Origin of the sequence: Segniliparus rotundus DSM 44985, assembly GCF_000092825.1 — a bacterium.
GTDB lineage: Bacteria > Actinomycetota > Actinomycetes > Mycobacteriales > Mycobacteriaceae > Segniliparus > Segniliparus rotundus.
Map to the genome: position 1 here is coordinate 874283 of NC_014168.1, position 23726 is coordinate 898008.

Annotated in this window: 29 protein-coding genes; 19 read left to right on the top strand and 10 right to left on the bottom strand. The window is 63.0% G+C overall.

What is annotated here, in order from left to right; genetic code table 11:
• Positions 1 to 56 precede the first annotated feature (56 nt).
• Both SROT_RS04460 and SROT_RS04465 read right to left on the bottom strand, forming a co-directional pair.
• On the bottom strand, positions 57 to 1169 hold the full coding sequence (locus tag SROT_RS04460; protein WP_013137816.1) for a site-specific integrase: 1113 nt from the start codon (positions 1167 to 1169) through the stop codon (positions 57 to 59).
• Positions 1156 to 1593, bottom strand: a complete 438-nt coding sequence (locus SROT_RS04465; protein ID WP_041406922.1) for a helix-turn-helix domain-containing protein — start codon at positions 1591 to 1593, stop codon at positions 1156 to 1158. Before SROT_RS04465 ends, SROT_RS04460 begins: the two co-directional genes overlap by 14 nt.
• A 77-nt stretch (positions 1594 to 1670) precedes the next feature.
• Between SROT_RS04465 and SROT_RS04470 the strand changes: the two genes are divergently transcribed.
• The 6 genes from SROT_RS04470 to SROT_RS04490 all read left to right on the top strand — a co-directional run bounded on the left by SROT_RS04470 (position 1671) and on the right by SROT_RS04490 (position 5423).
• Positions 1671 to 1931, top strand: coding sequence for a helix-turn-helix transcriptional regulator (locus SROT_RS04470; protein ID WP_013137818.1), 261 nt, complete (start codon positions 1671 to 1673; stop codon positions 1929 to 1931).
• The gene (locus SROT_RS16680; RefSeq protein WP_013137819.1) at positions 1928 to 2080 is read left to right on the top strand and encodes a hypothetical protein; all 153 of its coding nucleotides are present in this window, start codon (positions 1928 to 1930) and stop codon (positions 2078 to 2080) included. Before SROT_RS04470 ends, SROT_RS16680 begins: the two co-directional genes overlap by 4 nt.
• Complete coding sequence (locus tag SROT_RS04475) at positions 2077 to 2412, top strand: hypothetical protein (protein ID WP_013137820.1); 336 nt, start codon at positions 2077 to 2079, stop codon at positions 2410 to 2412. The genes SROT_RS16680 and SROT_RS04475 overlap by 4 nt, the downstream gene beginning before the upstream one ends.
• A 921-nt stretch (positions 2413 to 3333) precedes the next feature.
• The gene (locus SROT_RS04480) at positions 3334 to 3597 is read left to right on the top strand and encodes a hypothetical protein (protein ID WP_148223341.1); all 264 of its coding nucleotides are present in this window, start codon (positions 3334 to 3336) and stop codon (positions 3595 to 3597) included.
• Between the two features lie 103 nt (positions 3598 to 3700).
• Positions 3701 to 5185, top strand: coding sequence for a hypothetical protein (locus SROT_RS04485; protein ID WP_013137822.1), 1485 nt, complete (start codon positions 3701 to 3703; stop codon positions 5183 to 5185).
• A gap of 13 nt (positions 5186 to 5198) precedes the next feature.
• Positions 5199 to 5423, top strand: a complete 225-nt coding sequence (locus SROT_RS04490) for a hypothetical protein (protein ID WP_013137823.1) — start codon at positions 5199 to 5201, stop codon at positions 5421 to 5423.
• A 37-nt stretch (positions 5424 to 5460) separates the two neighbouring features.
• Here the strand turns inward: SROT_RS04490 and SROT_RS04495 are convergent, their stop codons facing one another.
• On the bottom strand, positions 5461 to 7038 hold the full coding sequence (locus tag SROT_RS04495) for a hypothetical protein (RefSeq protein WP_013137824.1): 1578 nt from the start codon (positions 7036 to 7038) through the stop codon (positions 5461 to 5463).
• A 270-nt stretch (positions 7039 to 7308) separates the two neighbouring features.
• Here SROT_RS04495 and SROT_RS04500 point away from each other — a divergent pair, with 270 nt between their 5' ends.
• Positions 7309 to 8100, top strand: coding sequence for a hypothetical protein (locus SROT_RS04500; RefSeq protein WP_013137825.1), 792 nt, complete (start codon positions 7309 to 7311; stop codon positions 8098 to 8100).
• 360 nt (positions 8101 to 8460) lie between these two features.
• Here the strand turns inward: SROT_RS04500 and SROT_RS04505 are convergent, their stop codons facing one another.
• From SROT_RS04505 to SROT_RS04530, 6 genes are all read right to left on the bottom strand, one after another.
• Positions 8461 to 9345, bottom strand: coding sequence for a hypothetical protein (locus SROT_RS04505; RefSeq protein WP_013137826.1), 885 nt, complete (start codon positions 9343 to 9345; stop codon positions 8461 to 8463).
• The gene (locus SROT_RS04510; RefSeq protein WP_013137827.1) at positions 9342 to 9782 is read right to left on the bottom strand and encodes a hypothetical protein; all 441 of its coding nucleotides are present in this window, start codon (positions 9780 to 9782) and stop codon (positions 9342 to 9344) included. The genes SROT_RS04505 and SROT_RS04510 overlap by 4 nt, the downstream gene beginning before the upstream one ends.
• A complete protein-coding gene (locus tag SROT_RS04515; RefSeq protein WP_148223342.1) occupies positions 9779 to 10441 on the bottom strand; it encodes a hypothetical protein in 663 nt (220 codons plus the stop codon). The genes SROT_RS04510 and SROT_RS04515 overlap by 4 nt, the downstream gene beginning before the upstream one ends.
• A complete protein-coding gene (locus SROT_RS04520) occupies positions 10442 to 12067 on the bottom strand; it encodes an FtsK/SpoIIIE domain-containing protein (RefSeq protein ID WP_187288061.1) in 1626 nt (541 codons plus the stop codon).
• Positions 12068 to 12604: 537 nt separating this feature from the next.
• On the bottom strand, positions 12605 to 13105 hold the full coding sequence (locus tag SROT_RS04525) for a hypothetical protein (RefSeq protein ID WP_013137830.1): 501 nt from the start codon (positions 13103 to 13105) through the stop codon (positions 12605 to 12607).
• 1 nt (position 13106) lies between these two features.
• Positions 13107 to 13514: a hypothetical protein gene (locus SROT_RS04530; RefSeq protein ID WP_013137831.1), complete on the bottom strand. Its 408-nt coding sequence runs from the start codon at positions 13512 to 13514 to the stop codon at positions 13107 to 13109.
• Positions 13515 to 14114: 600 nt separating this feature from the next.
• Here SROT_RS04530 and SROT_RS16685 point away from each other — a divergent pair.
• Positions 14115 to 14267, top strand: coding sequence for a hypothetical protein (locus SROT_RS16685; RefSeq protein WP_013137832.1), 153 nt, complete (start codon positions 14115 to 14117; stop codon positions 14265 to 14267).
• Between the two features lie 519 nt (positions 14268 to 14786).
• Here the strand turns inward: SROT_RS16685 and SROT_RS04540 are convergent.
• A complete protein-coding gene (locus SROT_RS04540) occupies positions 14787 to 15053 on the bottom strand; it encodes a helix-turn-helix domain-containing protein (protein WP_013137833.1) in 267 nt (88 codons plus the stop codon).
• 116 nt (positions 15054 to 15169) lie between these two features.
• On the opposite strand from SROT_RS04540, the gene SROT_RS16690 reads away from it, so the two are divergent.
• From SROT_RS16690 to SROT_RS04595, 11 genes are all read left to right on the top strand, one after another.
• Positions 15170 to 15346, top strand: a complete 177-nt coding sequence (locus tag SROT_RS16690) for a hypothetical protein (RefSeq protein WP_013137834.1) — start codon at positions 15170 to 15172, stop codon at positions 15344 to 15346.
• 60 nt (positions 15347 to 15406) lie between these two features.
• On the top strand, positions 15407 to 16060 hold the full coding sequence (locus SROT_RS04545; protein WP_148223343.1) for a chymotrypsin family serine protease: 654 nt from the start codon (positions 15407 to 15409) through the stop codon (positions 16058 to 16060).
• 180 nt (positions 16061 to 16240) lie between these two features.
• On the top strand, positions 16241 to 16579 hold the full coding sequence (locus tag SROT_RS04550) for a hypothetical protein (protein ID WP_245535358.1): 339 nt from the start codon (positions 16241 to 16243) through the stop codon (positions 16577 to 16579).
• Positions 16576 to 17550, top strand: a complete 975-nt coding sequence (locus SROT_RS16695) for a hypothetical protein (RefSeq protein ID WP_013137837.1) — start codon at positions 16576 to 16578, stop codon at positions 17548 to 17550. The genes SROT_RS04550 and SROT_RS16695 overlap by 4 nt, the downstream gene beginning before the upstream one ends.
• On the top strand, positions 17547 to 19628 hold the full coding sequence (locus tag SROT_RS04560; protein WP_013137838.1) for a hypothetical protein: 2082 nt from the start codon (positions 17547 to 17549) through the stop codon (positions 19626 to 19628). The genes SROT_RS16695 and SROT_RS04560 overlap by 4 nt, the downstream gene beginning before the upstream one ends.
• A gap of 128 nt (positions 19629 to 19756) precedes the next feature.
• Positions 19757 to 20434, top strand: coding sequence for a nucleotidyl transferase family protein (locus SROT_RS04565; RefSeq protein WP_013137839.1), 678 nt, complete (start codon positions 19757 to 19759; stop codon positions 20432 to 20434).
• A 149-nt stretch (positions 20435 to 20583) separates the two neighbouring features.
• Positions 20584 to 20940 (top strand): hypothetical protein, encoded by a 357-nt coding sequence (locus SROT_RS04570; RefSeq protein ID WP_013137840.1) that lies wholly within the window; start codon positions 20584 to 20586, stop codon positions 20938 to 20940.
• Positions 20940 to 21638, top strand: coding sequence for a hypothetical protein (locus SROT_RS04575; protein ID WP_013137841.1), 699 nt, complete (start codon positions 20940 to 20942; stop codon positions 21636 to 21638). Before SROT_RS04570 ends, SROT_RS04575 begins: the two co-directional genes overlap by 1 nt.
• 59 nt (positions 21639 to 21697) lie before the next feature.
• The gene (locus SROT_RS15945) at positions 21698 to 22909 is read left to right on the top strand and encodes a hypothetical protein (RefSeq protein WP_013137842.1); all 1212 of its coding nucleotides are present in this window, start codon (positions 21698 to 21700) and stop codon (positions 22907 to 22909) included.
• 20 nt (positions 22910 to 22929) lie between these two features.
• The gene (locus SROT_RS04590) at positions 22930 to 23235 is read left to right on the top strand and encodes a hypothetical protein (protein ID WP_013137843.1); all 306 of its coding nucleotides are present in this window, start codon (positions 22930 to 22932) and stop codon (positions 23233 to 23235) included.
• A gap of 134 nt (positions 23236 to 23369) precedes the next feature.
• A complete protein-coding gene (locus tag SROT_RS04595; protein ID WP_013137844.1) occupies positions 23370 to 23600 on the top strand; it encodes a hypothetical protein in 231 nt (76 codons plus the stop codon).
• The last annotated feature ends 126 nt before the right edge of the window (positions 23601 to 23726 follow it).

Consider the following 23726-nt stretch of genomic DNA (forward strand, 5'->3'; position numbering starts at 1 on the left):
CCGTCCCTGATCAGGGACGGGAGCCGACTCTTTTCCGCTGGTCGGCAAGTCCGTGATCATGCCCCTTTGAGCACATTTTGAGCACACTTCTCCCGAGTCATCGCAGCGCTCACCGCCTCGGCCACCGCGTCCAGATCCGCGTCAAACAAATCTGCGTACACCTTCAGCGTCATCGCGGGATCGTGTCCGAGCATCCGAGCCAGAGCAAGGATGTTCGCCCCGTTCGACACGGCGATGCTGGCAGCTGTGTGGCGCAGGTCGTGCGGAGTCACCCTCGGCAGCCCCGCGCGTCGGAGAGCCCCGTCGAACCAGCCGGACTCCGCGTACGGGCGCTTCAAGAATCCGCCGCCACGAGCTGGGAACACCAAATCGTCCCGCTTCTTCCCCTCGCATTGCCGAGCCAGGTCGTCGAGGAGGAACGGTGGGATCGGAACCCACCTGTCCTCGTGGCCCTTCGGCGTGCCGACCACGATCTGTCCGCCGCCGAGCTGAACCGCATTCCTTCGGATATGCACGCGACGGCGAAGGAAATCGCAGTCTCCGACTTGCAGGCCCACGGTCTCTCCCCAGCGCGGCCCCATCGTCCCGAGTAGCAGGACCAGCGTGCGGTGGCCTTTCGACTCGTCCGCGAGGCTGTGAAGCTGATCGGTTGAGAAATATGTCCGAGGTTTGCGGACTTTCCTCGGCAGCCCGTCGATCCCGCGAGCCGGATTGCTCGCAAGCCGACGAGACTTCACCGCCAGATCGAGCACACCGGCGAGGGTCTGATGCGCTCGCAGCACCGATGTCGCGGAGAGGTTTTGCGTACGCAGGCGGGCGATCCATCTCTCCACATCGACCTGCTCGACATCGGAGATCCGCACAGCGCCCCACTCGGGCTCGACTCGCGCCCTCCAAGCGCTCTCCACGGGGCGCCACGCCGAAGGCTTCAACGTCGCCTCCTTATGCGTGAGCCAGCCCTCCGCTACAGAAGAGACCGTCACCCGTCCGAGCGCGGGCGCGATGTACGAGCCGGTGGCCTTCTTGACCTCCACCTCGTTCGCGAACGCGTTCGCGTCTCGTTTGGTCGTGAAGCCGCGCTTCGTCGTCTGCTTCCGATCAGGCTTGCGGTACCGGACCAGCCAAAGCTTTTCGCCGAGAGACGTGGTGTAGGGCTCAACGGTCGCCATCTTGCCCCCGCCCCCACCAGATCGGGGAGACCCGGTAACGCCAAGCGCGGACCTCGGCCTCAGCCCGCTTCCCCTTGTCCTCCAAGGGCTTCAGCGGGCTTTGCGCTGTGATCCACCGCCACGCCTGGACTGCGGTGGCTTTCGCCCCGGTCAGCTCTACCTCGGCTTCCATGTCTTCGGCGTGGGGGATCAACAGGGTCGCGGGGCTCACCCCGAGGGCGTCGGCAGCGGCGACCAGTAGATCGACAGTGATCCTCGTGCCGCCGTTCTCTATAGCCGAGTAGGACGGGACTGACAGGGGCACGCCCCGTTCGGTCAGCATGCGCACCACGTCCACCTGGGAAAGCTCGGCCTGTTTGCGGTAGCGGACGAGGTTGCGGGCCACAGCCCGCGACGACGGTCCTGGCCTGGCTGTAGGCGGCATGCGCGTAGTTTAACAGTATCCATAGTAAATAAATCTATACCATAGAAATTTAGGATAAACCATAGTATGATGGAAGTATGAAACTAGAGAAACAAAAAGCCCCGCACCTGGGGCGACGACCAGAAGCAGACCTCGTGGACGACCTCGGCCTCTCCCAATGGCTCGGCATCAGCACGGGAACGCTCGAACAATGGCGGTTCCAAGGGCTCGGGCCGCGATTCGTGAAGCTCGGCGGGGCGAAGCGAGGCCCCGTCCGATACCTCACCGCCGAGGTGGACGCCTGGCTTCACGGCCAAACTCGTGCGCAAACCGGAGCCGAAGGGAGGAGCGCGGCATGATCCAACATCTCCACGGGCCAGACTGCCCCTGCTCCTCAGCGTTCAACGCGCTCACGCGGGCAGGGGTCGAGTTCGAGGGCATCCCACCCCAAGAGGCCGCGATCCTCCTCGCGGGACGGGAAACACCGACAGGAGGAGAGGCGGCATGACCGATCATCAACAGCTCGCATCATACCTGACCGAGCATCTCGCGAACCTCGACCAACTTCGCACCGAACTCAGCCTAGCTCAGAACGAATTAGACCTCGCCCGGAGCGAAGCCGAGAACATTCTCGGTGACGCTCAGCGCCGCGCGAACGAGATAATCACCGATGCCGGGTCGGACTTCAACGAAGTAGCGGAGAAGTACCGTGTCGCAATAAGAGAAGCCGTGAACTTGGTTCAGCCCTCCGTTCTGACAACACTCGGACACACTGCGCCGAAGAACGTGAAACTCCCGAAGTCAGTCACAGCCCCGGATATCTCCTCCGAGGCCGCGTAACCCGACGCCAACACCCCCCGCACAGAGAAGCCCCCGTCTATTCGAGACGGGGGCTTCTTACTTTCCGCTACACCACGGCGCCACCACGGAGCCATTCTCAATTCTACATCTTGATAGACGACAACGGGCGAGTTCGGCAAAACCCCTGGTCAGAATTTTTTGAGCATTTCCCCCGTGCCGGGAAGGCGCGGCTGGTTGATGTTCTGATGTGGAATGAGCGCGGCCCGATTTCGGGAGAGGACGCGGCTCGTGAGCGTGCGTGATGAGCATGGCCGGAAGCAGCCCTGAGAGCGCCGCCGAGGCGCTGAAACCCGAAACAGGTAGTGGGCTGAAACTGTTCTTCGCGGCTCTGAGAGGATGACAGGGCCCGTTTCGGGATGACGCGAGTGGGTGGAGTGTGACGCGGAGTGCTGGGCATTTTGATAATAATCCCAGTTCAATGGATGTTTTCAGGGTGAGAGTGGAGTGGAGTGCCGAAGAGCCGTCCCCCTCCCCGGATGAGGCTCAGCGTCTACGTCTCCTTATATAAAAACATATTTCAATACTTATAAGTACTTAATACTAGTATTTATGTATCATGAGCTGCGTATATACCGGAAAGGATTGATGCCGATGAATCTTTTTTGACGCTGCGTTCGCTTTGGAGAGCAACCCCCGGCACTCCACTCCACTCTCACCCTGAAAACATCATCTGATCTGCCCAAACAGGCGATGTAAGCCGCACTCCGCGCCACACTCCACCCCCTCACAACGCTTGCGCGCCCCGGCGCGGTGAATCCAGCGGCGAGAATTTCGTCCCACCGAAGCACGGAGTACCGCATCTGTAATTCCCATATTAACGAATTCCCGTGTAATTCTCGTATTAACACTTTCAACATTCGAGTTTCTGCACGCGCAGAGTTTTTCCGCTATATTCGACGCATGCACAAGAACACATCTCAGAATTCAACAACCGGCACCCGTGAACCCGAGGAGTACGCAGGCGTGGGCTATGTCGCCGCGCTTTACCAGTTTCACCCCGGAAAAGTGTTGTACCAGATCAAGGTAGGACGCTTACCCGCGCTCGCTGTCATAGGAGGAAACGGACGTCTCACCGCATACGCGATCAAACTCGCGGACGCCGAGCACCTCTGGGGCACCGCCCCAAAACACTTCCCCTCCGACAATGCCAAGAACGCGGCCTGACCAAAAGAAAAACCCCCGTGCGACCGGGGGCTTCCAGAGAAAGATATTAAAAGTGACTACAAACAACTATGACGGTTGCACATCAAGTGTAGCACCTACGCGTGTGCTTGTTCCGATAACGTGGGAGCACGACTCCACGGCTGACCCCAATGAGGACGTCCTGTTCGAGGCCGTCTTCCACACCGGGCTTCCGCTATTAGAACGGTTGCGGTTGATGGCGCGCGGGTATCAGGCGTGTTCGCCGTGGGGCGCGTTGGCGAAGGCGTTGTGCGTGGCCGCGTGCGACGGCGCGAAGACCAGCGTCCTCACCGGCACCGGGGTCCGTACTCAGCCATTGAACTTGATGGTGGGGTTCGTCGCGCCCAGTGGTATCGGGAAGGGGCAGGCGATGGGGTTGCCGTTGGTGTTCCACGACCCGATGTTGACGGTGGTGCGGGACACCCCCGCCTCCGGCGAGGCCCTGATCCATTTCTTCTTCGAGGAAACCCAAGACGAGGACGGGAAGAGGCTGGTGCAGCGCCACGACATGCCGGTGTGGGCGGATTGGCCGGAGATCGACCATTTCGCGGCGAAGACGAGCGGGAAGGGCTCGACGTTGGAGTCCACGCTCCGCAGCGTGTTCTCCGGGGAGTCCTTCGGTGACAAGAGCCTCTCGCGGCAGAAGGACGGGTTCGGGATGACGGTGGAGGCGGGCACCTACCGCTGCGTCGCCACCGTGGGCGTGCAGCCGAAGAGGGCCGCTCCGCTGCTGCGGGACGGTGGCGGGGGGACGCTTCAACGTTTGTTGTGGATGGCGGTGGATGACCCCGACGCCCCGGACCCGTCCGATATCCCGGCTATCCGCGCGGAGCTGGCGCAGAGCATGGGCCTCCCGCATGTGCCGCCGACGCCGCCGACGATCCAGGTGAACGGCCCGAAGCATGTGACGGTGGACGCGGCGGTGTCCTTGGACATCATGACCAACCGCACGTCCGCGCTGCGGCTCAGCCTCAACCCTGATGACACGCACCGCGACAACCTGCGTGTGCGTATCGCCGCGATCTACGCCGGATGGGTCGCAGGCCCCAACGCGCACGCGGTCATCGACCTCGCGGCGTGGGACTGGGCGGACGCCGTGCTCGAACACTCAAACAGGGTCCGCCACGGCATCACGAAGGAAACAGAGAAAGAGGATCGGGATCAGGCGGCGAAACGCGGCATGCTCGCGGGGATCTCGCGCACGAACGCCGAAGAATATCTCGAAGCCTCGCACGAAACCCGAATCGAGAACAACGTCAAGAAAATCACCGCGATTCTACAGGGCGGTGGGCGCACGAAACGAGAGATCAGGAACAGTCTTGACAACCCCCGAAGGAAATATCTGGACGAGGCGTTGGAGCGGGCTGTCGAATCAGGCGAGGTGGTCGAGGATTTCGCGAAACAATATTTTGCGCGCGACCCGAAAACCGGCAATCTCTACGACCCGACCAACAAATATCGCCCCGCCCCGCAACCTGCTGTTGCCGTTCCGGCCCAGCCCCAGGTTTACGGGCCGTTCGATCCTTCCGCTCTACCGCCCGCTCAGCGCTTGCTCGGGGTCGTCTCGTGAAGGATGTGACGCGATGAGCGAGATCGAGACGACGAAGCGTTTCCTGGCCGAGGTTTTGTCCTCGGCGGGCCGGATGAGCGAGGACGAGATCACTGCGGCGCACGAGGAGTTCACGGACATGCTCGTCACCGCCGCGACCATCCGCTTGTGGCGGGATGGTCGGGCCCGGTTCGAGTGGGATCGCGAAGCCCAGTGTCTGGTCGTCCACGCCGTCACGACCACTCAGGGCGCGGCGTAATGGGCGCCAGCGTCATGGACAGCGCTACGTTGATCGTCTAAGCCTGCCAAGCTGTGTAAGGTTCTTCGCGTCGAGGGAGCAGGTCCGAGAATGACTCACCGATCTGTCCCGCGTGGTTGATCACCACGTTGAGGTAGGCCGTGCCGTCCTTCCCGAAACCCAGCTCCGGGTAACCGAACACCACGAGCGGGTAGCTCGTGAAATCGACCTTCTCAGCCAGCTCCTGATCGGTGAAGCGGAGAGTGGCCCAGATGTCGCACTCCTCCCAGCGTTCTCGATCTCTGCTAGCTTTGCCGAACATGCTGACAGGCACTCGCGTAGCCACTTTCTGATACACGCCCCAGTAATCAACCCCATGCCGCGTGACCGGCCTCAACGGCGGCTCGCGGTACCAAGAGTCAACCTCCATCACCACGGGCCTTGCGAGCTTCACTGACAAGTTAGGCCTCGGCAACGAGTCCTTGGCGAGTTCTCGCGCCAGCGTCGGAATATCACCGAGGCCGTAGAAGAACTCGTGCCACTTGAACTCCGATCCGCCAATGTCCACGGTGAAGAGGTTCGACCGATCCAAGCCGTAGAACACTAGAAGTGCGTCCAGCATTGACGGAAGGTGAAGGAAGTGCCTGTCCTCTTCTGAGACGGCTACGGGGGCCTGAGAGGAATCCTGCCCCTGTGGCGGCAACGCGCTTTCGGCGAATTCGCTGGAGACTTTCAACGACCAGTTCTCTGAGCGCCTCTCTAGCTTTTCGCCAGCAACGATAACGAGCCCTTTGAACACGTCTTCCGCGTCGAACACGCAGTCGGTCTTGTGCTCGCCCTCGTACTGATCGTCCGCGTGAGTCCAGATTCCATTGATGAATCGAACCTCTTCTGGCGCTTCGTTCACGCTTGGCTTCGGTTCTGGTTCAAGACGCACCGCGCGCATGCAGTTCATGCAGCTGTACATGGATTCCGGCTTGTGGGTCGTGTACGCCTTCGACGCTTTCACCGGCCACCACCCGTCATCGCGCAGCTCTCTTGCCATGCGCATAGTGAGCAGTTTCCGCAGAACATCATCGCCCTCGAACATCTTCACCAGACTTGGCTCGCTGCCCGTCTCGCTCGCCTGGTCTAAGGCTTCGATCAGCGAGGGGAACACATCGCGCGGATGTTTGCTTGCCGCTTCGGGCTCGTCGTCTGAAAGCTCGGTGCTCGCGAACGCGAAGACATGGCATTCGGTTGCTTCATCCCATGATATAGATCCATCGTCACGGGCTCGGGACAGCTCTTCCACAACATCGAGCGTGGTTTTCCCCTGTTCTACTGCCATGTCATGGACCCGTCGCGTCCACTCGCCTCCGTCAGCGAATCTGAATTTGATCGGCAGCAGGCACAGAGTGTCGAACCACACCTCTGGTGGAATCCTGCCCAGACCAGGACGGGGCGGCGGGCGGCGAGAAATCTGCTGAGCAGCCAGAAGATAGTCCCATACCGGATAGCAGGGCGGGTCGGCGTTCTTGACCCACTCGACCAGCTTTTGAGTCTGATCTTCGACAGACCGCTTCTTGTTGGGCCGTCTGACACCTTTCCTCTTACTGGCCACAGAAGAGACCCCCCGATCTCGGTTCCTGAACATGGGCCTTCTTCCTAAAACCCATGTTAGGCGAGTCATTCACCACGAGTATGCACATGGCCTTTCCTCGGACATCACACAATCACTGCCGAGCTGAGGATACCCCACGAGGAGGATGCGTCCAGCTGGTCGTGGTGACTCCATTGCACACCTCTGGCACAAGCTCTTCCGCCGTGTTGACCTGGTTGTCAGGGTCGGACGCGCTTACTTGATCCCTTGCGCCGGTCGCGCCGCCTGATCTCGTTCCACGTCGGCTTGTGCGACGATGTGCCGATGGCTGATGTTCTCTCCATCGTGCGGCTGAGGAAGGATTGGCGTGGCTGGCTGCGCGAGCTGTGGTTCCCAGCGAAGCTGCTGACGGGATATCTGGCGGTCACGACCTCCGTGACGTTGGTCTTGCTGTTCTTCGCGTGGCTCCTCGGCGGCGATGCACGTTACGGGGATCACGCGAAGACCGATGCCGCCGATGTCATCAGCTGGGTTTTGATCGCTCTCATTTTCGCGCGGCTGATCCCGACCGCGCTGCGGATGGTGCCCGTCATTTTGGTCGTCGTCCTCGCGGTCTATAACGTCACCGAGCCCGACCGTAAGCTCAGTATCGGGCGGAAACGGTACGGGGCGGTGCTCACCTCCTTGAAGTGGGTGGTACTCGCGCTGGTGACATTGGCGGTCAGACGCATGGTGGAAGCGCTCATCACGACGCACGCCCATGATCACGACCAGTATCCGGTGAAGCTGTTCGTGGATGTTGGCGGAATCGTCTTCATCGCGTTGATGATTGGGATCGTCGGGAAGGCTTCGAGCGTCAATCGAGATTTCGCGCTCGTCACGCCCGAGGAGAAATGGGCAGGAGTGATGCGGAGCATGAGCCTCATCGACCCATATCTCAAACCTCCGGTGCTCCGTTTGCTGAGATTGGCGCCCAGGTCGGTGCTGAGGCTACGGCGGACCACGCTCAACCTCACGAGCAACCAGGTGGGGTTCGCGTCGATCCTCGCTGTCGTGCTGCTCTGGCTGCCCTTGACTGTCGTCATATGGGCGTTCCTGTGGGCGCTCATCCCCTGAGCCAGTTGGTCCTGCGCTGCCTCGATCTCTCCTCATCGTTCCGCCCATTGGGTCGCGCCAGGCGCACGAAAGCCCCTTGGCGTGACCGTGAAATCGCTGTAAGCTTCGCGGCAGGCAGAACGATGCCGCATCCGTGCGGCAAAGTTGGAGGATCACATGCTGCACGACTTCACCACCTTGGTTGAACACCGTCCCGCTCTTCTGGAAAGCGGCGGGAGCCGCCTGCCTGCTCGGGAACTTCTGGTCCTTCACTGCGGACCTGCGGGCTAAATGGATTCAAGCCAAAGCGATGGGCTGATCGAGAGAACCCGTCAAGCCCGCATAAGTCTCAATCGGTGTTGACCTCCACGGGTGAGGCTGTCAGCGGGTGATGGTGTGGGGGAAGGCCGCTGTGACGGCGGGGTCTTCTCCTTCTTTGCGGAATGTCGCGTTGCAGTTCGCCGAACCCCACGCGCTGTCGCGGTTCTCGCTCGCCCGGTACAAGGTCATCTCGACCCCGCTCTCGGTGACTCCTTGGCGGCTCGGCTGGTCGCCGCTGTTCGGGTAGCGGCTCTCCTCCCAGCCCAGTTCGAGCCATGCGCTGCGCACGAGGTCGGTGATGTCGCGGGATTCCGGGTCGGTTCGGTTGTTGTTCATGAGGTAGAAGCTTGCGGAGAGGAGCGGCGGGTAGTCCTTGCTCGTCTGCGTCTCCGGGTGCACGACGGATGTGTTCACCGGCCATTCGGGCGGGTTGCTTTGGCTCCAGTACCAGCCTTCGGGGAGCTTTTGGAGGGTCTGCCGGTAAAACTCTAGGCAGGCATGTGCCGCCGCCGCCTCGTCGGGCAGTGTCGTCTTCATGCGGTACGGCGGGGTCCACGGGGTGGTTGGGGCGCTGGAGCTGCGGTTGTCGAGCATCGCTTTCTCGCCCGCGCTCATGATCGCGAGGCCGAGCGCCAGTGTGAGGACCAGGGTCGCCCAGCCGTACCCGGCCCACCGCAATGCGGGCCTCCCCTTGTGGTTGGCGACGATGAAGCCTGCGGTCGCGACGAGGAAGGCGAGCAGCCACCCGCCCCCGATAGTCGCGTCCGCGAACGCCACCCATGACAAGTCGCACGGCCCCGAGGATGGGCACCCGTCGGCGGCCATCGCGGAGATGCCGATGATGAACAGCTCGTACGCCCCCACGGGGAGCATGAGCGCGACCATCAGGAGCCAGAGCGGCCAAGCCCACCCCGGTGAGGGCCTTACGGCAGGCGAATCGCTCATTGGTCCGTGACCTTACCGCGCCGTCCACTTCGATAGCGCTGCGCCGCGACAACGAGGAGGACGCTGCCAGTGGTGATGAGCAGTGCCCGCCAGTAGCCGTAGAGCAGCTGGAATTCCTGTGTCGCGAGCATGAAGGAGGTGAAGGCGATGAAGAACGGGTAGTTGTGCCACGACCACATCCGCAGCGCGGCGCCTCCCCTTATGCCTGGACGGCCCAAGAGGATTTCGCGAGGTGTTCGCTTCGTAGTGCCAGGCTCTGGGGCGTTGCGGGCCGCTGTCCACGCGAACGTGGCACAGGCGCAGGCCAAGAGGAGCACGCCCGCCCAAAGTTGTGGCCCGTTTCGCTCGATGACGATGCTCCCCGCCGCGTACACGGCCACGTATGCCGCTAGGAACGAGACCACGCTCCACCAGGGAGCCTTGGTGCCGTCGCTCATGCCGACAGTATGCCAGCCGCCCCGACATTGCCATACCGTTCGTGCCATTCGGTCGCCGTGCTGAGCAGTTTGAACCGCTGGGGCCATTCACCCGCTTGGAGCGCCATGAGCCGTGTGGTTGTGACCTCTAAACGGGTTGGGACGCCCGCGCACATGGCACCGGCTAATGCGAGCGCGACCGTGGTGACCCTGTATTTGGGCTCCTCTTTCCTCATGGGATCGGGAGGTGTGACGAGTTCCGGATAGAGGCGGCGGACCTCCTGCGCGAGACTCTCGTGGCCTTTCGCTCCGAATTTCGCCGCCCCGCAAAGCGTCTTCTGGACGGTTAGCAGCGACACTTCGGCCACTGGGATGTCCGCGTGGTCGAGCTGTCGGACTATCTCGAAGAACAGCGCTGAGCGGCGGCCCCCGCTCGGATCACGGCTCATGTCGAACCACACGTTCTTCGCCATCACAACGAGCGCAGGAGGATTCACGCTGATCGCTTCGACCAGGCGCCGCGCGTGCTCCACATGGCGCCGCATGTTCTCCCTCGGCCCGTGGTGGCCGTGGATCGCGTCGCTATGCACGAGGGAGCATCTCGGCACAACACCGTCCGCGACACGAGCCGTGCTCACCGCCTGCACAGTCACATCCAACGCGAGCACTGATGTGGCCACCTATACCTCGCCCTGGATCTTCGGCTTCGTGGCCGATTTTGTCTCCGGTTTGGGCGTTGGCTTTGACCGCTGGGAGGTCTCGCCAGGCGACTCGGGCTCTGGGTCTGGGTCGAGGAGGCCGCGCCGTATCGCCTCTTGCCGCACGGCTTCTTGCAGTTCCGCATCGCTCATCGTGGCCGCGTTCGCGGTCGGCGCGTTCGTCTCCGGTTTGTCGAAGTCCAAGTCCTCGTGCAACCCCGTGGCTGTGCTCGCAGGTTGTTTGCCGAGCCATTCGTCGCTGGCCGGGTCGTATTGCTCCATCCCTGGTTTCACCGCGCCGTGCTCGTCGGTCAAGGCGACGGTCGGGGTGTTGGCGACCTCGGACAAGTCGCCTGTGCGCCATGCTGGTGAGGTGGCTTTGATCCCGACGCGAGGCATGATCCACGGCACGGATGCTGAAATCGGTTCCCAACGTTCCCACAACGCACGCACCTCTTCGGTGGGCGGTCGCACGTCGCTATCGGCGTTCGGGTCGAGCGACGTGGTGCCTGGGCTCCAGCCGTAGAACGATTGGAATTCGACAACCTTGCCGCTCTCGCGCTCAACGGTGAGGCCGCGTCCTGGTTTTCCTTTCAGTCGTGCGCCGATCATCGCAGCGCGGCCCTTGGTCTCAGCGGTGAACGCGTCCGATTCGAGGGTGATCTCGCTCGGAGAGCCCAAGCTGATCGTCAGACCCAGGTTCTCCTGCCACGCGCCTGGCACCGCGCCGTCGCCGGTCTTACGGATCGTCTGCGAAAGGAGCACGACGTGGACTCTCGCTTCTCGACCGACGCGCAAGATCAAGTCCACATCGCGGAGGAAGGCGTCGCTCTTCTTATATGCGGTGCGGAACGCCACGTCCACAGCACCCCACTCATCGAGCAGGAGGAGGATCGGGGGGAAGGCGAACGCCGCAGTGTCGCCGCGCTGTTTCGCCTCGGCAGCCTGCGTGTTCCTCCGCTCCATCTCGACCCGCACGCGCCGCACCATCACCGCAACTTGGGCCACGTCGTCGCCTCCGGTGACCATCGCGACACCAGGCAGGTCGCGCATCGTGGCGAAGTCCGACACTTTGCCCGAGCCGATGAAACAGGTCCAACCAGTGACCCGAAACTGTTCGATAGTGGTCCGTGCCCAAGCGGATTTGCCGCCGCCTGTGCTGCTCGCGACGAGCACATGCGGATATTTCTTGACCGGGTAGCGGAGGACGTTGCCCCTGGCGTCGGGGCCGAGCGTCCACGCCGCGTCCTGGTAACGATTAATGGCGTCGGCCCGGTCCCGCACCACCGCCTTGGGCGGCTCCGGGGCAATCGCGAGCGGGAACGAGGATGGCGCGTCGTCGAACCGCAAAACGATATTGCCCCTCGCGTCATCAACAACGGAGAGGTTCGTGGCATCGACGCCAGCGGCGCGGAATAGGTTCTTGAGCTGATCGAGCTTGGTGCCCCAGTTCTTCGCGGCGCTATCGCCTGGGCGGTGAGCTACACGCAATCTCAACCCGTCACCCGCGACTTTCACACCGATGATCGTCGGCACGTTCACCGTAGTGACGCGGCGTGTTCCGAAACTGAATTGGCCGCGCCACGGGTCGTCGCGCGTGCTCGACATTGTTACCCCAGCAGCTTCACAGAGCTTCGCCCAGTTCGTGCGCAGGCGCCCGATAAAGGCCCCGTACCGCTTCATCATGTCTGTGTACAACTCTCCTGCGAGTTCCGTTTGTTTCGAGAACGAATCGTTGTTCGCAAGTGCGGGATTCTTCAGCAACATCACTTCATGCGCGGGAACGACCCGTTCTCGCGAACCAGCAGGGGGCAAAAAAGCGACAGGCGTTTTGAGCTTGAAGTGCTCGACAACCAGAGGCTTCGAGCTGTCGTTCCCGCCTGAAAATTTCGTTTGCGCGCGTCCGTACTCTTGCTTCTCCCAGTCCGCTGCGGCCTTGTGCTGTAGCTCGATCTGGCGTTGCTGCTCACGCCGACGCGCTTCTTCGGCGCGGGCTTCCAGTTCAGGCGCGCGAGCCTCGGCCCGCGCGCGTTCCCTGACCTCGCTCTCACGTCGGATGCGTGCGAGTCGAGCGGATTCTTCGCTGCCGAGTGTCATGCGTCGCCACGCGACTTTGCCCACCGCGTTTAATAGCTCACCCATTGGTCACCACTCCTGATCAGACCCGTGTGCAGTGCTTGGGAGATGACTCAACCATTCTTCCTCGGGCTCCGCAGCGGGCACTGCTGGTGTTGGCGCAGGCGTTGCCAGGGGCGGCGCGTAAGTCGAGTAAGCGGGTTGGACCGGCGTGTGCGCGACGTGCTGCTCATTTGCTTTCGCAACTGCGGCTTGCGCCATCGCCTTCACCGCGACGGTGATCCACGCTCCGACCATCGCCAGGGATGCCACGAATCCGAGGAGGCCGAAGACTACGCCAACGCCAGACTTATGCGTTGCCCCACTGAGCAGAAGCAACACGAACCAGATGCCGGTGGCAGCCCATGCGTGCCGCTTCGTGATGCCGTTGGAGAACAATCCGAGGCTTTTCACGGGCTGCGGATATGTCCCGTACTGGGCGCGTGCAGGGTATTGCGGCGGTGCGATTACCCCGTTGCTCGGGGCCTGCGCGTACTGCTGCGGCGTGAAGCCGTTGTTCGGATTCGTCATCTCATGCCTCGCTTTCGATGTTCGCGGCACGGGCACGAAGCGATTTCACGAGCCGAGCCGCGAGAACGATGAGCCCGACAACACCGAGAGTGATGAACACTGTCAGCTCGGTGCTCGGCCCCGGTCCTGTGCGCGGCGCGAAGAGTTCGTCGCGGTGCTGCGAAAGGGCGTTGATTTCGCTGTTCAAGTTGTCAACGTGAGCCCAGAGTTCGTTGAGGTTGCAAGCCTGCGACGCCGCGTCAGTCGAGCAGACATCAACGGGCGCTCCGAAATCGCAGACCGCTGCTTCGGGCGGGCACGGGCGCTGCGGCACGAATTCTTCGCACATGCCGGTGATTTCACAGCCGTCTGCCGCAATCGGCGGCACCGGGGTGGGGATCGGGGGGAGAGGGGATGTTGTCGGAGACATAGATTCACACACCTACTAGTTCGAGGGGTTGGTGGCCCCAGTTGGTTCGGGTGTGTGTGGTGTAGTCCGAACTTCGTTCGGGCTAATCCCCAGGATACTATAAATATGCCGCCCTGTCAAGTTTTATTCATGACGAACAGGATAAACTTACTCACGACATGGAAAATATGCGGTAATTCGCCCAACTCTCGCCATCTCGGCCCCGTAACGTCGCGTCGAGCGCGTCCGCCCAGATCACGGCGGATATATCGGCCCGATCCGTAACGACCCTCGTAGTGAGGCCCGTAGCGGTGCTCGTAACAACCCTCGTAAGGCTCCCCGTAATAGAGTTCGTAACGAGGCCCGTAATGTGGCGGCAGGCTCGGCGATGCTCATAAAACACGCTGATAGAACTAGTTATTTTAAGTCGAGGACGCTCCCCGGAGGGCGCTGATCGAAGGCTCAGCCCGTAACGGGACTGAACCGTCCGGAAGGAGCCCGTCAGGACGGGTCCGTAATCAGGGCTAGGTGCGGCGAGACCAGTCAGGAACAGCTATGGCATGATCCGAAAATGTCAGGATCACCACGGCTACCAGCCGTGCAGCGCAGAGGAGTTCAGCTATGCCGCAGTACAAGTCGGTGACAGTGAACGATAGTTCGTTGGACTACGAGATCGACAGGGAGTCGGAGCGTCAGGGCCGTGACGGCTGGCGCATCGAATCCGTGACCAAGGAGAGCGACCGCAAGGCGCGCATCCAGTTCGTCAAAGACTGACGCCGCCCGGACGCAGATGTCACGGTGCCGTGCACTCTTTGACTGCGTTCTCCGCAGCCTCGGCAGCACCTCTCTCTCAACCCTTCGCGACAGCGCTCAGAAATTTAGATGCCGATCCTTTCGCGAAGGGCTTGCGTCATCCGTCTGATCTGTCTCCGCAACGCTTCGACGAAGAAGCTGCACGAGTCTCAGCGAGACCACGCCCTGGCTTGTGATCGCATCGGCGTGTGTTGCGACTCCACGAAAATCACGTTAGCAATTTTGACGCGCACCGCGTTCCGCGACAGTGAAAAATTGTCGCGAGCTGTCTTCGCATTCCCGTTCGCGGCGATCTTCGCGTGATGCCCGCAGAAGGTCGCGACAGTTCGCGCGCAACCTCGTGCGCGCTCCCGACGCGCAGTGACATGACAATCCCGACAGCATCCGCGAAACCGTTCGGAGCTACAGCGGTGACACTTGTGCGGACGACGCGTGCGATTGGCTCGCGTCAGGTTTCGGAGTCGTCGGGCGAAGAGTGGATCAGCCCCCGCGCTTCTGGTCTTGCGGTGGTTCGTCCAAGACCGAGACAAGTCGCGACAGCGGGACGTCAAGCGCGCGGGCGATCTTGACTAAGTGCCGGATCGTGTGATTCGTCTGGGCCATCTCGTACCGGTGCAGCGTTGCCTTCGCGATGCCAGTGTGCGAGACCAAATCAGTGAGGCTGTAACCCTTGGCGACGCGGGCTCGCTGGAGCTCGTGACCCAGGACGCGCAGGTCGATCCCGTCATCGTCCTCTTCACTTGACATCCGATCAGAAGAACAGCGAAACTCAGTCAGGGCATACTCACAGATGAGTACGTTTGGGCGTCGAGAGGCGCACCACACCACCACGCACACCACCACATCGCAAGGGAGCCACCGCCATGGCGCAACCGAAGAAGCAGTATCAGACTTTGAACGTGACGAGCGGGGTCTTCGCCTCGCTCGACGACGAGATAGCGAGGGTCGCGACCAGGGAGGGCAAAGCCGGGTGGCGTTTGGACTCGGTGACCAAAGAGAGCAAAGGTCAGGCTCGCGTCCAGTTCACGCGGGAGGCGTGAATGCTGTCGCGGCGAACTCTCGCTTTTGCTGTTTCGGCAGTCGCCGCGATCCTCACCCCTGTGCCCGCCGCTGAGGCGACACCGTATGGGAATTTCGCGCAGCCGGTGCCTGGAGCGACGATCACGGTGCCGCACAACAACAGCGACACTCAGTCGCGGTGCACCCTCGGCCCCTACGTCAGCATCGGTGACGGTCGGATCGGGGCGTTGACGGCGGGGCATTGCGGCGCGGATGGGGACGAGGTTGATTGGAACGGTCGGAAGGTCGGGATGCTCTACCACCCGGTGTATGTGAAGGACGCGAACGGTGTGACGTTGCGGGATTTCGCGGTGATCATCCCGACTGTGAGCGCGCCGTTCAACAACCCGGACATCATGGCTTCGAAGCCCGTCGCGTCCTTCTACACGACGCAGGAACTCTCGCAGCTCCTCGCAGCTGGACAGCCCGTGAACGTGTGCACCTACGGAGCTACCACTGGTTTACGCTGCGGAGCCCTCACCGGGTCCAGCACCAGCACGGAGAAAGTGATCGCGCATTTCCCCTCGGACCACGGCGACTCCGGTGGCCCGGTGTGGATCGACACCCCCACCGGCACCTGGGTCGTCGGGATTCTCACCGCCGTCCCCAACAGCGACCCGTCCAGCAGCATCGTCGTCCCCATCGAAGACCCCGCCACCACCTACCAGGTGAAAGTCACCGTCCACCGCGCATGACCGAGATATGATCATGGCTGAGGACGGCGACTCGCTTCGCGCAGGAAGACGACGAGGCAAATTCTTGCAGCAGGGAACCAGCGGCCCCTTTCGCGCGTCTAAGCTATTGAGGGGTTACGAGAAGAGAAGGAACCGACGACACCATGACCACCCTCGACGCCTCGTTCTGCGGGGTGCGCCGTGTCTGACTCTGGTGGTTTCTCGCTGGACACCGAGGAGTCGGAGTCTGTGTGCCATGCTGTGCTCAAGTCGCTCGGCGAGCGGCACCAGCTCTTGGCGGACAAGATCGCGGACACATCGGATTTCGAGGGCGCCCCGGACGAGGCGGGACGCAGGGCGCAGGAGTTGGCGCGTTCTGCGAAGGCCCGCCTGGAGGAGCTGCGCCTTGGTGGTGCGGCCCGCACCGTGAGCACGGTCAGGAATGTTTTCTCGGGAGTGGCGTTGGTGCGGGAGACTGATTTCGAGGCCGAGTACGGGTTGAAGTCGGCTGGCACGCGGATCGGCGGGGCGGGCGCGTGAAAACGGAGACGCTGGAGGTTCCGGACGCGGGTCGGCGCGACCCCCGCGAGATGGCGGTGTGGGACGGCGCGGAAGAAGGCTCCGCACGGGTGGAGGAGATCGCGACGATCTTCCGGCTCGGGTTCGTCTCGTTCAAGCATCCGAAGGCATCGGGGTCGGTGCAGCTCTCCGGCACCCCGCCCCTGGTGCGCCTGGGCAATGGCGGTTCGAGGGTCTTCCGCAGCCAAGAGCCGTTGCTCGCTGTCTCGGGCTTCCCCCGCGAGTTCGGCGAGTGCATGGAATGGGCGGTGGCGAAGGCGGCGGAACGCTACGACCTCTACGAGCGATTGGCGGACGACCCCTACATGGAGCCTGCGGACGCGGCCGAGGCCAGCGGCTTCGACCTGGAGGCCCCGAGCGGTTGCCGAACATTGCCGGGGCGTGTTGACTTCCTGGAGAAGGCGAAACGGGCGGTTGACGGCGATGCCAGCGCTCAGGCGTTTTTGAAGCGCCATAGCGAGCGGGTCGCGCACGTGGAGGTGATGGCCGAGACCGGGGCGGGCGCGATGTCCGTGACAATTGATGGGCGGGATCTGCCGGTGTCGATGACCTCGGCGCGGTATTCGGAGGCGGCGAAGCTGGCGTGTTGGGGGTTGCGGGCGGCGGGCATCGAGGCGCAGAAATGGGCGAACCAGCTCGCGCGGGAGCTGGCGGACGCGACCGCTGGTGTCGGGGAGGCGCTGCCCGAGGACGAGCGCACAGAGGTCGATTTCACGCGGGGGCTGCCGGATTGGCCCGACGAGATGGCCGAGGACTTCGAACTGGTCAAAGAGTTCCTCATGGACATCCAGTTCACGAAACATGATTTCGTGACCGAGCAGAAGCAGCGTAACGAGGAGCGCGAGCGCCAGAGACTGGAGGCCGACGCTGATTTGGAGCGCCGCAAAGCCGCCGCCCTGGACGAGCTGCGGATGCGAGGGAAGCTCGGGTGAGCGAGATCGGGTCGCGCCCCTACCCGGAGCCGTGGGGCGAGGTGCAGAAGCTGGTCGCGGAGCCGGTGTGGCTCGGGGTTGATGAGGTCGAGCTGCAAGCTCTCGCCCAAACCGCGCGGGCGGTGGCGGATTTGGAGCGCGCGAGCGGCGACGAGATCCACTCCCACGCGGGCCGCTTGGAGGACAACCACGCCGGGGGCGGTTTGGACGCGGGGCCGGAGGCGCTGCGCCGGGACTCGTTGGCGTTGCATGTGCATGCTGAGCGCTGCGAGAAGACGGCGGCGATCCTGGACGAGGCTGCGCGGGAGATCCGTGAGACGAAGGTCGAGCTGAGCGTCCTGGGCGCGTACGCGCAGGCCGAGCAAGAGTCCTGGGACGTGCTGCTCAAGCAGACCGCGAACTCCCGCTGGGTGCAGAAACTGGCCGCGAAGAGCCTCGCGAAAGCCCAGGCAGCCGCGAAGGCGAGAGCGGACAAGGCCGAGGCGTTCTTCGCGGTGAAGATCCGCGAGCACGACGAGCTGCACGCCGAAGAGATCACGGTCGGGCACGTGGACCTGGACGAGGTTCAGGGCGCCTCCGCGCCGTCCGCGAGGCACGCCGCAGTCGAAGCCGCACAGGCTCCGGTGATTCAGGCCCAGCCTGTCGAGACAGAGGAAGAGCGGCAGGCGGCTGTCGCGGGGGACGCGTTCGAGCACCACGAGAACGCGTGGCCCCAGCAAGACGCGCACCGGCAAGCTCATCACGAATGGCCCCCGGACTTCGGGGCCGCGCACGATTCCTCTGCCGCGACCTCGGCCCAATCGGGCTCTGCGGTCCTCGACCACGACACGGAAGCGGGTGTGACGGAGGCGCAGTCCGCGACCGACTTCGCCGTGCCCGACGACGTGACGAACGTGGATTTGCAGGAGTCGAGCGACACCGCGACGATGGGCGCAGCCGGGTCGCTCACCGGCCAAGCGATGGGCCTGGCAAACGCGGAGGAACAGTACCGATCCCCGAACGCGCACGGCTACCACGGCGACGACGGGTTCTTCGGAGACCGCCGAGCCGACGCGCTGCCGATGGATGTGGAGAGCCGGTTGGCCCGATTGGCGTTCTGGCTGAAAGAGCAGGAGGACTTGTTCGCCTCGCAGGGGTTGGCGGTGGGCGGTGTGCCGCGTTACGCCCTCGCCGCGCACATTGACGACCAACTCCAAGAGCACGTCTACCTCTACACGAACATCGGCCCCGGCATTGTCGCGAAACCCGTGCCGCTCGGGGTGTGGCCAGCGTGGGATCTGGTCGTGGACCCGCAGAACCGGGACCGGGCCGTCTTGGTGCGGATGCTCGGGCACGCCGACCCCGTGCACGCCGCCCGTGAGCACTACCTGTGGCTGCGGGACAACTGGACCGCGCAAGGCGCCCGCTACCACCTCGCCGGTATCGCGACCACCCACACGCCGGAGGAGCCGGAGACGCTGCGCCGCCTCGTCCAACCCTTGAATGACCACATCTCCGACGCGGACGCGCCGTTCCTGGTGGAGGCGCGCGGCCCGCTGGTCGAGCCGGAGGGCGGGAGCATGCACCCCTTGCAGCACGTCGCCCCAGGACTGTATGTGGAGCTGGCGAAAGTGTTGGCGACCCCGTGGGCGGGAGAGGCGAGGCTGCAAGCGTTGGGCTGGGTCGCGAGCATTATCGAGGGCTCGATGGCCGAGGACCGCGCGCCGTTCGCGGATATCGTCGCCGCGATCCGCGAGCGGCCCCCGATCACCCCGGAGATGTTCAACGCTGTGTGGGCGGACGGCGCGCAGGTCCACACCCAGACCACGGTCAACCTCGCGCACGCCATGGACAAGCCCCTGGCGCAACGCGGACAGTCCGACTTCTTCGGGTACCTCCTCTACCACCGCGCCCTTGTAGGGTTGGTCGCCCTGAACCATTGGCGGCTGTCCACAGCCCGCCCCGACTGTGCCTTCGTCACCGATATCGCGTATTTGGCGGCGAAGGCGAACCAGGAAGACCCCGCGTTCGCCGCGCACATCACCACGCTGCTCCCCGACACGGAACGAAGCTGGTGGAGGAAGGACCAAAGTTCGTGAATCTTCTTACGCTGCCCGTTGCTTGCTCCTCCAAGCCGATCCGAGGCTGGCGACTTGCGGTTGTCTGCGGCCTGATTGTGTCGGAGGTCTTTTCCGCTGGGTGTTCTCGTGGTGAAGGAGGGAGCGCTGTGAGTGCGCCCAAGCCAGAAACGTCACCTTCTGCCTCTGAGCCTGCTGGCCCGTTCTTCAGCGGGCGTGTGGTGAACTGGTCTGTTGGATCCCCGACGGTGAAGCTCAAGACGGGAGACACGGTTGCTTTCACGTGGATGGACGTGTCTTTGAAATTCACGTTGAACAGCTTCACCCAAGAGCTGGGGACGAGAGACCCGAAGCATCCTGGGACTTTGACAGTGCGCGTCGGCAAGGATTGGGCTGCGGCCATCACGGTGGAGATCGTGAAGAACGAGTCCACTTACAGGCCCTTCGACCCGAAAAAAGGGATGCCGCCTTTGGGGTACACGGATAACGACTGGTTCAGACGCCCGCAGTTGCAGGTTCGGGCGGATCATCACGGCGAGTTCAAGAGTGGCAGCGACAACTGGGATAACCTATGGACGAGTTATGGCGGCACCGGGTTGCGGGACGCGTTGAAGCCTGCGGCACAGGACCAGCGCCCGAAAACCATTGCTGTCAAGGAGTACTTCGATCTGAAGCCCGAGAGGGAGGAGGACTCCCAGACAGTCGAGTTGTACACGAACCCGCGCTTGCAGCTTGTGCTGTGGAGCCCGAACCTTCGAGGGCTGCCAGGTGTGGACGAAATCCATGCGTCAGAGGTCATCGCCGCTGAATGGAGTATCCAACGCTAGACGTCAAATTCGAAGAAGCTGTAGAAGAGCGTTTAACAAAGACATGCTCAACTCGACTCCAAGCAGAAACACCAGAAACCCCAATGAGCGGCATCACACCTGAGCGTCCATACTGGACACAACAACCATCGCGGAGAGGAACCTGAACTATGGTCGACGTCGAGATCACGAAGGAGGAGGCAGCCCTCATCCTCCACGACTTCAACACAGCGCTGAAAGACTTGAATCAACTACTGAAAGACGAGGCTACGCACCTCGCGGAGATGCCTGGTGTCGGGGACGCGTTCGGGTCCGGAGTGGACGGGAAAGCCCAGCTGGATGTCGTGAAGAAGTCCGGGGGGACGTTCAAGCAGTACGTCCAAGACACCATCGACAAGGTGACCGAGCTGCGCGACAAGGCCAAGGCACGCTTCGACGCGCTGTTCGGCACGGACTTCGACAGCGCCATCGACATCAGCAAGCTCGACCCCAACCTCGGCAACCAAGGCCACCTCACAGGATTCTGATGCACAACCCCACGAGAAACACCATCGCCATCTCGCTCGCATTGAGCGCTCTCCTCGCCGCAGGGTGCCAACGCGGAGGGGCAACCAGCCCGACAGCGGCTGGCGATGGGAATTCCACGCCCGCATCGGTGTCGAGCACGGCGGCACCGCAGAATCTCGTCACCCCAGAGAATGCGGGCAAACCGGTCTTGCAGCTCAAGTTCGGGGAATCGGTGAGTTTTCAGAAGGGCGGCTCCACGCTCGTCTTCACGCCCAAGAGCCTGGTGAAAGCCGATGGTGTGCCAACAGATTTGTCGGACTCCAGTAAGGAGGGGGATTGCGGTGTCTGGTGGGTGTTGTCGTTCGAAGTCGTCATCGACGCGCAGCCCCACGCCACATGGACAGACTGGTACGCCGATGTCGGGGGATTAGATGTCTTTCAGAAGGGCAGATACAAAGGCGAGTACGACCATCTGCCAGTCGCCAATTACGGCACGGCGAACACCTGGCTCGAAGGAAGCCTTCAAGCGGTGAGCGACCAGTCGAAGCAGCCGGACAAGCCGTTCCACCGGGTGATCGACACGAAGCAGTACTTCGGGGCCTGCACGGACACGTCGCACCACCAGCCGAGCGGACTCGACCCCCTCGGAGCCGATCTGTCCATTAAAGAAGTTCGCCAAGGCGAGTATGAGACGGTGATTGCGAGGTGGTTGCTATGACCCGCCAAACGCCGAATTGTTTCCCTAGAGTTTCCGCGATCTGACGAGGAGTCCTGTTCATGAGCGAGAAGAACTATATGGCCGATCCGGCCAGCGATTTCGTTGAAAACCTTCAGATCGGTGGGAGCTTGCAACCGGACGTGATCTCCGTGCAGGCCGCGAAGGTGTTCCAGCAGGCCGGTGGGCGTTTGGCCGAGATCACCGACGCCCTGCGGGTCGCGGTGGCGAAACGGCATTGGGTCGGCAAACTCGGCGACGCCACCCGCGACGAGACCGAGGGCTTGGCGCGGACCTCGAAGACTGCGGGCGAGACCGTGCAGGAGTACGGGCAGAGCGTGCAGTCGGTCGCGGAGTCCGCGACAACGGCGAAGTCGGTGTGCGACCAGAACAGCCAATGCACGCCGGGAACCTCCCCGATGGCTCAGGTGAAAGCCGTCGCAAGAGCGTTGCAGAACCACTACGGCGAACCGGGCCAGAAGACTGTCGAAGACTTGCAATACCCCGGCCGCACTCCCGACGCACCGACAGAGGATCGGGGCGAGTCCCCGGACAGCGTGGGCGGGGCACAGCCTCAGCCGTCCTCTGGCGGCGGCGGTTCGTCGTCGGGCGGGGCCGAGCCCGCCGAGCCGGTGGCCGCGAAACCCCAAGCGCAAGACGACGCGGCCAGCGGGCAGCAGCAGGAGGCCCAGCCCGAGGGCAAGCCTTCCGGCGAGAGCGCCGGGGCGGGCGGCGGCTCGGGCGGTGGTGCTGGTTCTGGTGATGGCGGCAAAGGAGCGGGGTCGGGTGCTGGGGGCGGCGCCCCGTCGGGTGGATCGCCCGCTGGGGGCACGCCTTCGTCGGGTGCTGGTTTCGATCCTTCGGAAGCGGGGGCCACGCACGCGATGAGCGCGGGCGACCCGGCGTTCGGCTCTTCGTCTGGCAGCTCGGGCCTCGGGGGCGGTGGCGTGGGAACGTTGGGCGGGGATCATGAGCGGTCTTTGTCGGCGAAGACCGGGCCAGCCGGTTACGCGGCACCGAAGCCGGTGGTGAACGTGAACGGCCTCGCCGGTTCGGGTGTCGGCCAGGGCGCTGGTATGGGCGGCGGCATGGGGGGGCATGGGCGGCGCTGCTGGTGGTCAAAACTCTGGGAAGGAGCACAAGACCCCCGACTACCTCAAAGACACGGAGCACGGCAACGAGCTGTTCGGCAGGAATCTGCCTGTGGTGATCCCCGAGGTGATCGGCGAGCTGAACCGGGACGAGCAGCAGAAGATGCTGGAGGCTCTAGCTAAGCAGCAAGGGGGCGGGCCTGGTGGCGCGTGACATCTGGACCCAGGACGTCCGCCAGTTCAATATTCCCGACGACGATGACGAGCCCGCGACGGTCCCGCAGCTGGTCCGCCAGGGCGGGCAGACGCTATCGCACGAGCAGGCCGAACAAGAACTCGCGCGGCAGCGTGAGATTTTCGAGGCCGAGGATCGCCGCAGGGCCGACGAGGCAGAGCAGGCACGGTTGCAGAGGCTCGTTGACTCAGGGGAGGCGGTGCTCATCGACGTGGACGCGCATCGCAGTGAGAAGCGAAGAATCCAACAGTTGAACCAAGAATCCAACAGTTGAACCATCAGATTGGGAACGAGAGGGGCAGGGGCGTATGACGAACCCGTTGCAGGTGAACATCGAGGCATTGGCGCAGGTCGGGAAACAAATGGCCGAGCACGCCGGCGAGTTGAAATCCAGGGCCGACAAAAGGCGTGGCCTCAGGGGACGCGCAGGGCAGCCCCTTCGAGTTCCTCGCCCACTACTTGCAGGGCCTTTCCTTCGCCGCCGCGTTGACTGAGACGAGCAGCGTTTACCAGGGCGCGAACCGCAGGGTGTGCGGGGAGTACGAGAACTTCGGCCAAGCCCTCACTGCGGTCGCGCATGTCGTCGGGGAGACCGACGAGGACGGCAAACAGGCAATCGCGTCCGTGGTCGCCGCCTGATGGGCATGTTCACGAAAAAGCCAGTTCCTGGCCATGCAGTTCGACCACACCCCGTGGGTCGCGGACCGGCTCCGAGAATCAGGCGAGCCCTACTCCCTCAACGCCGCGTTCGTCCAATCCCAAACC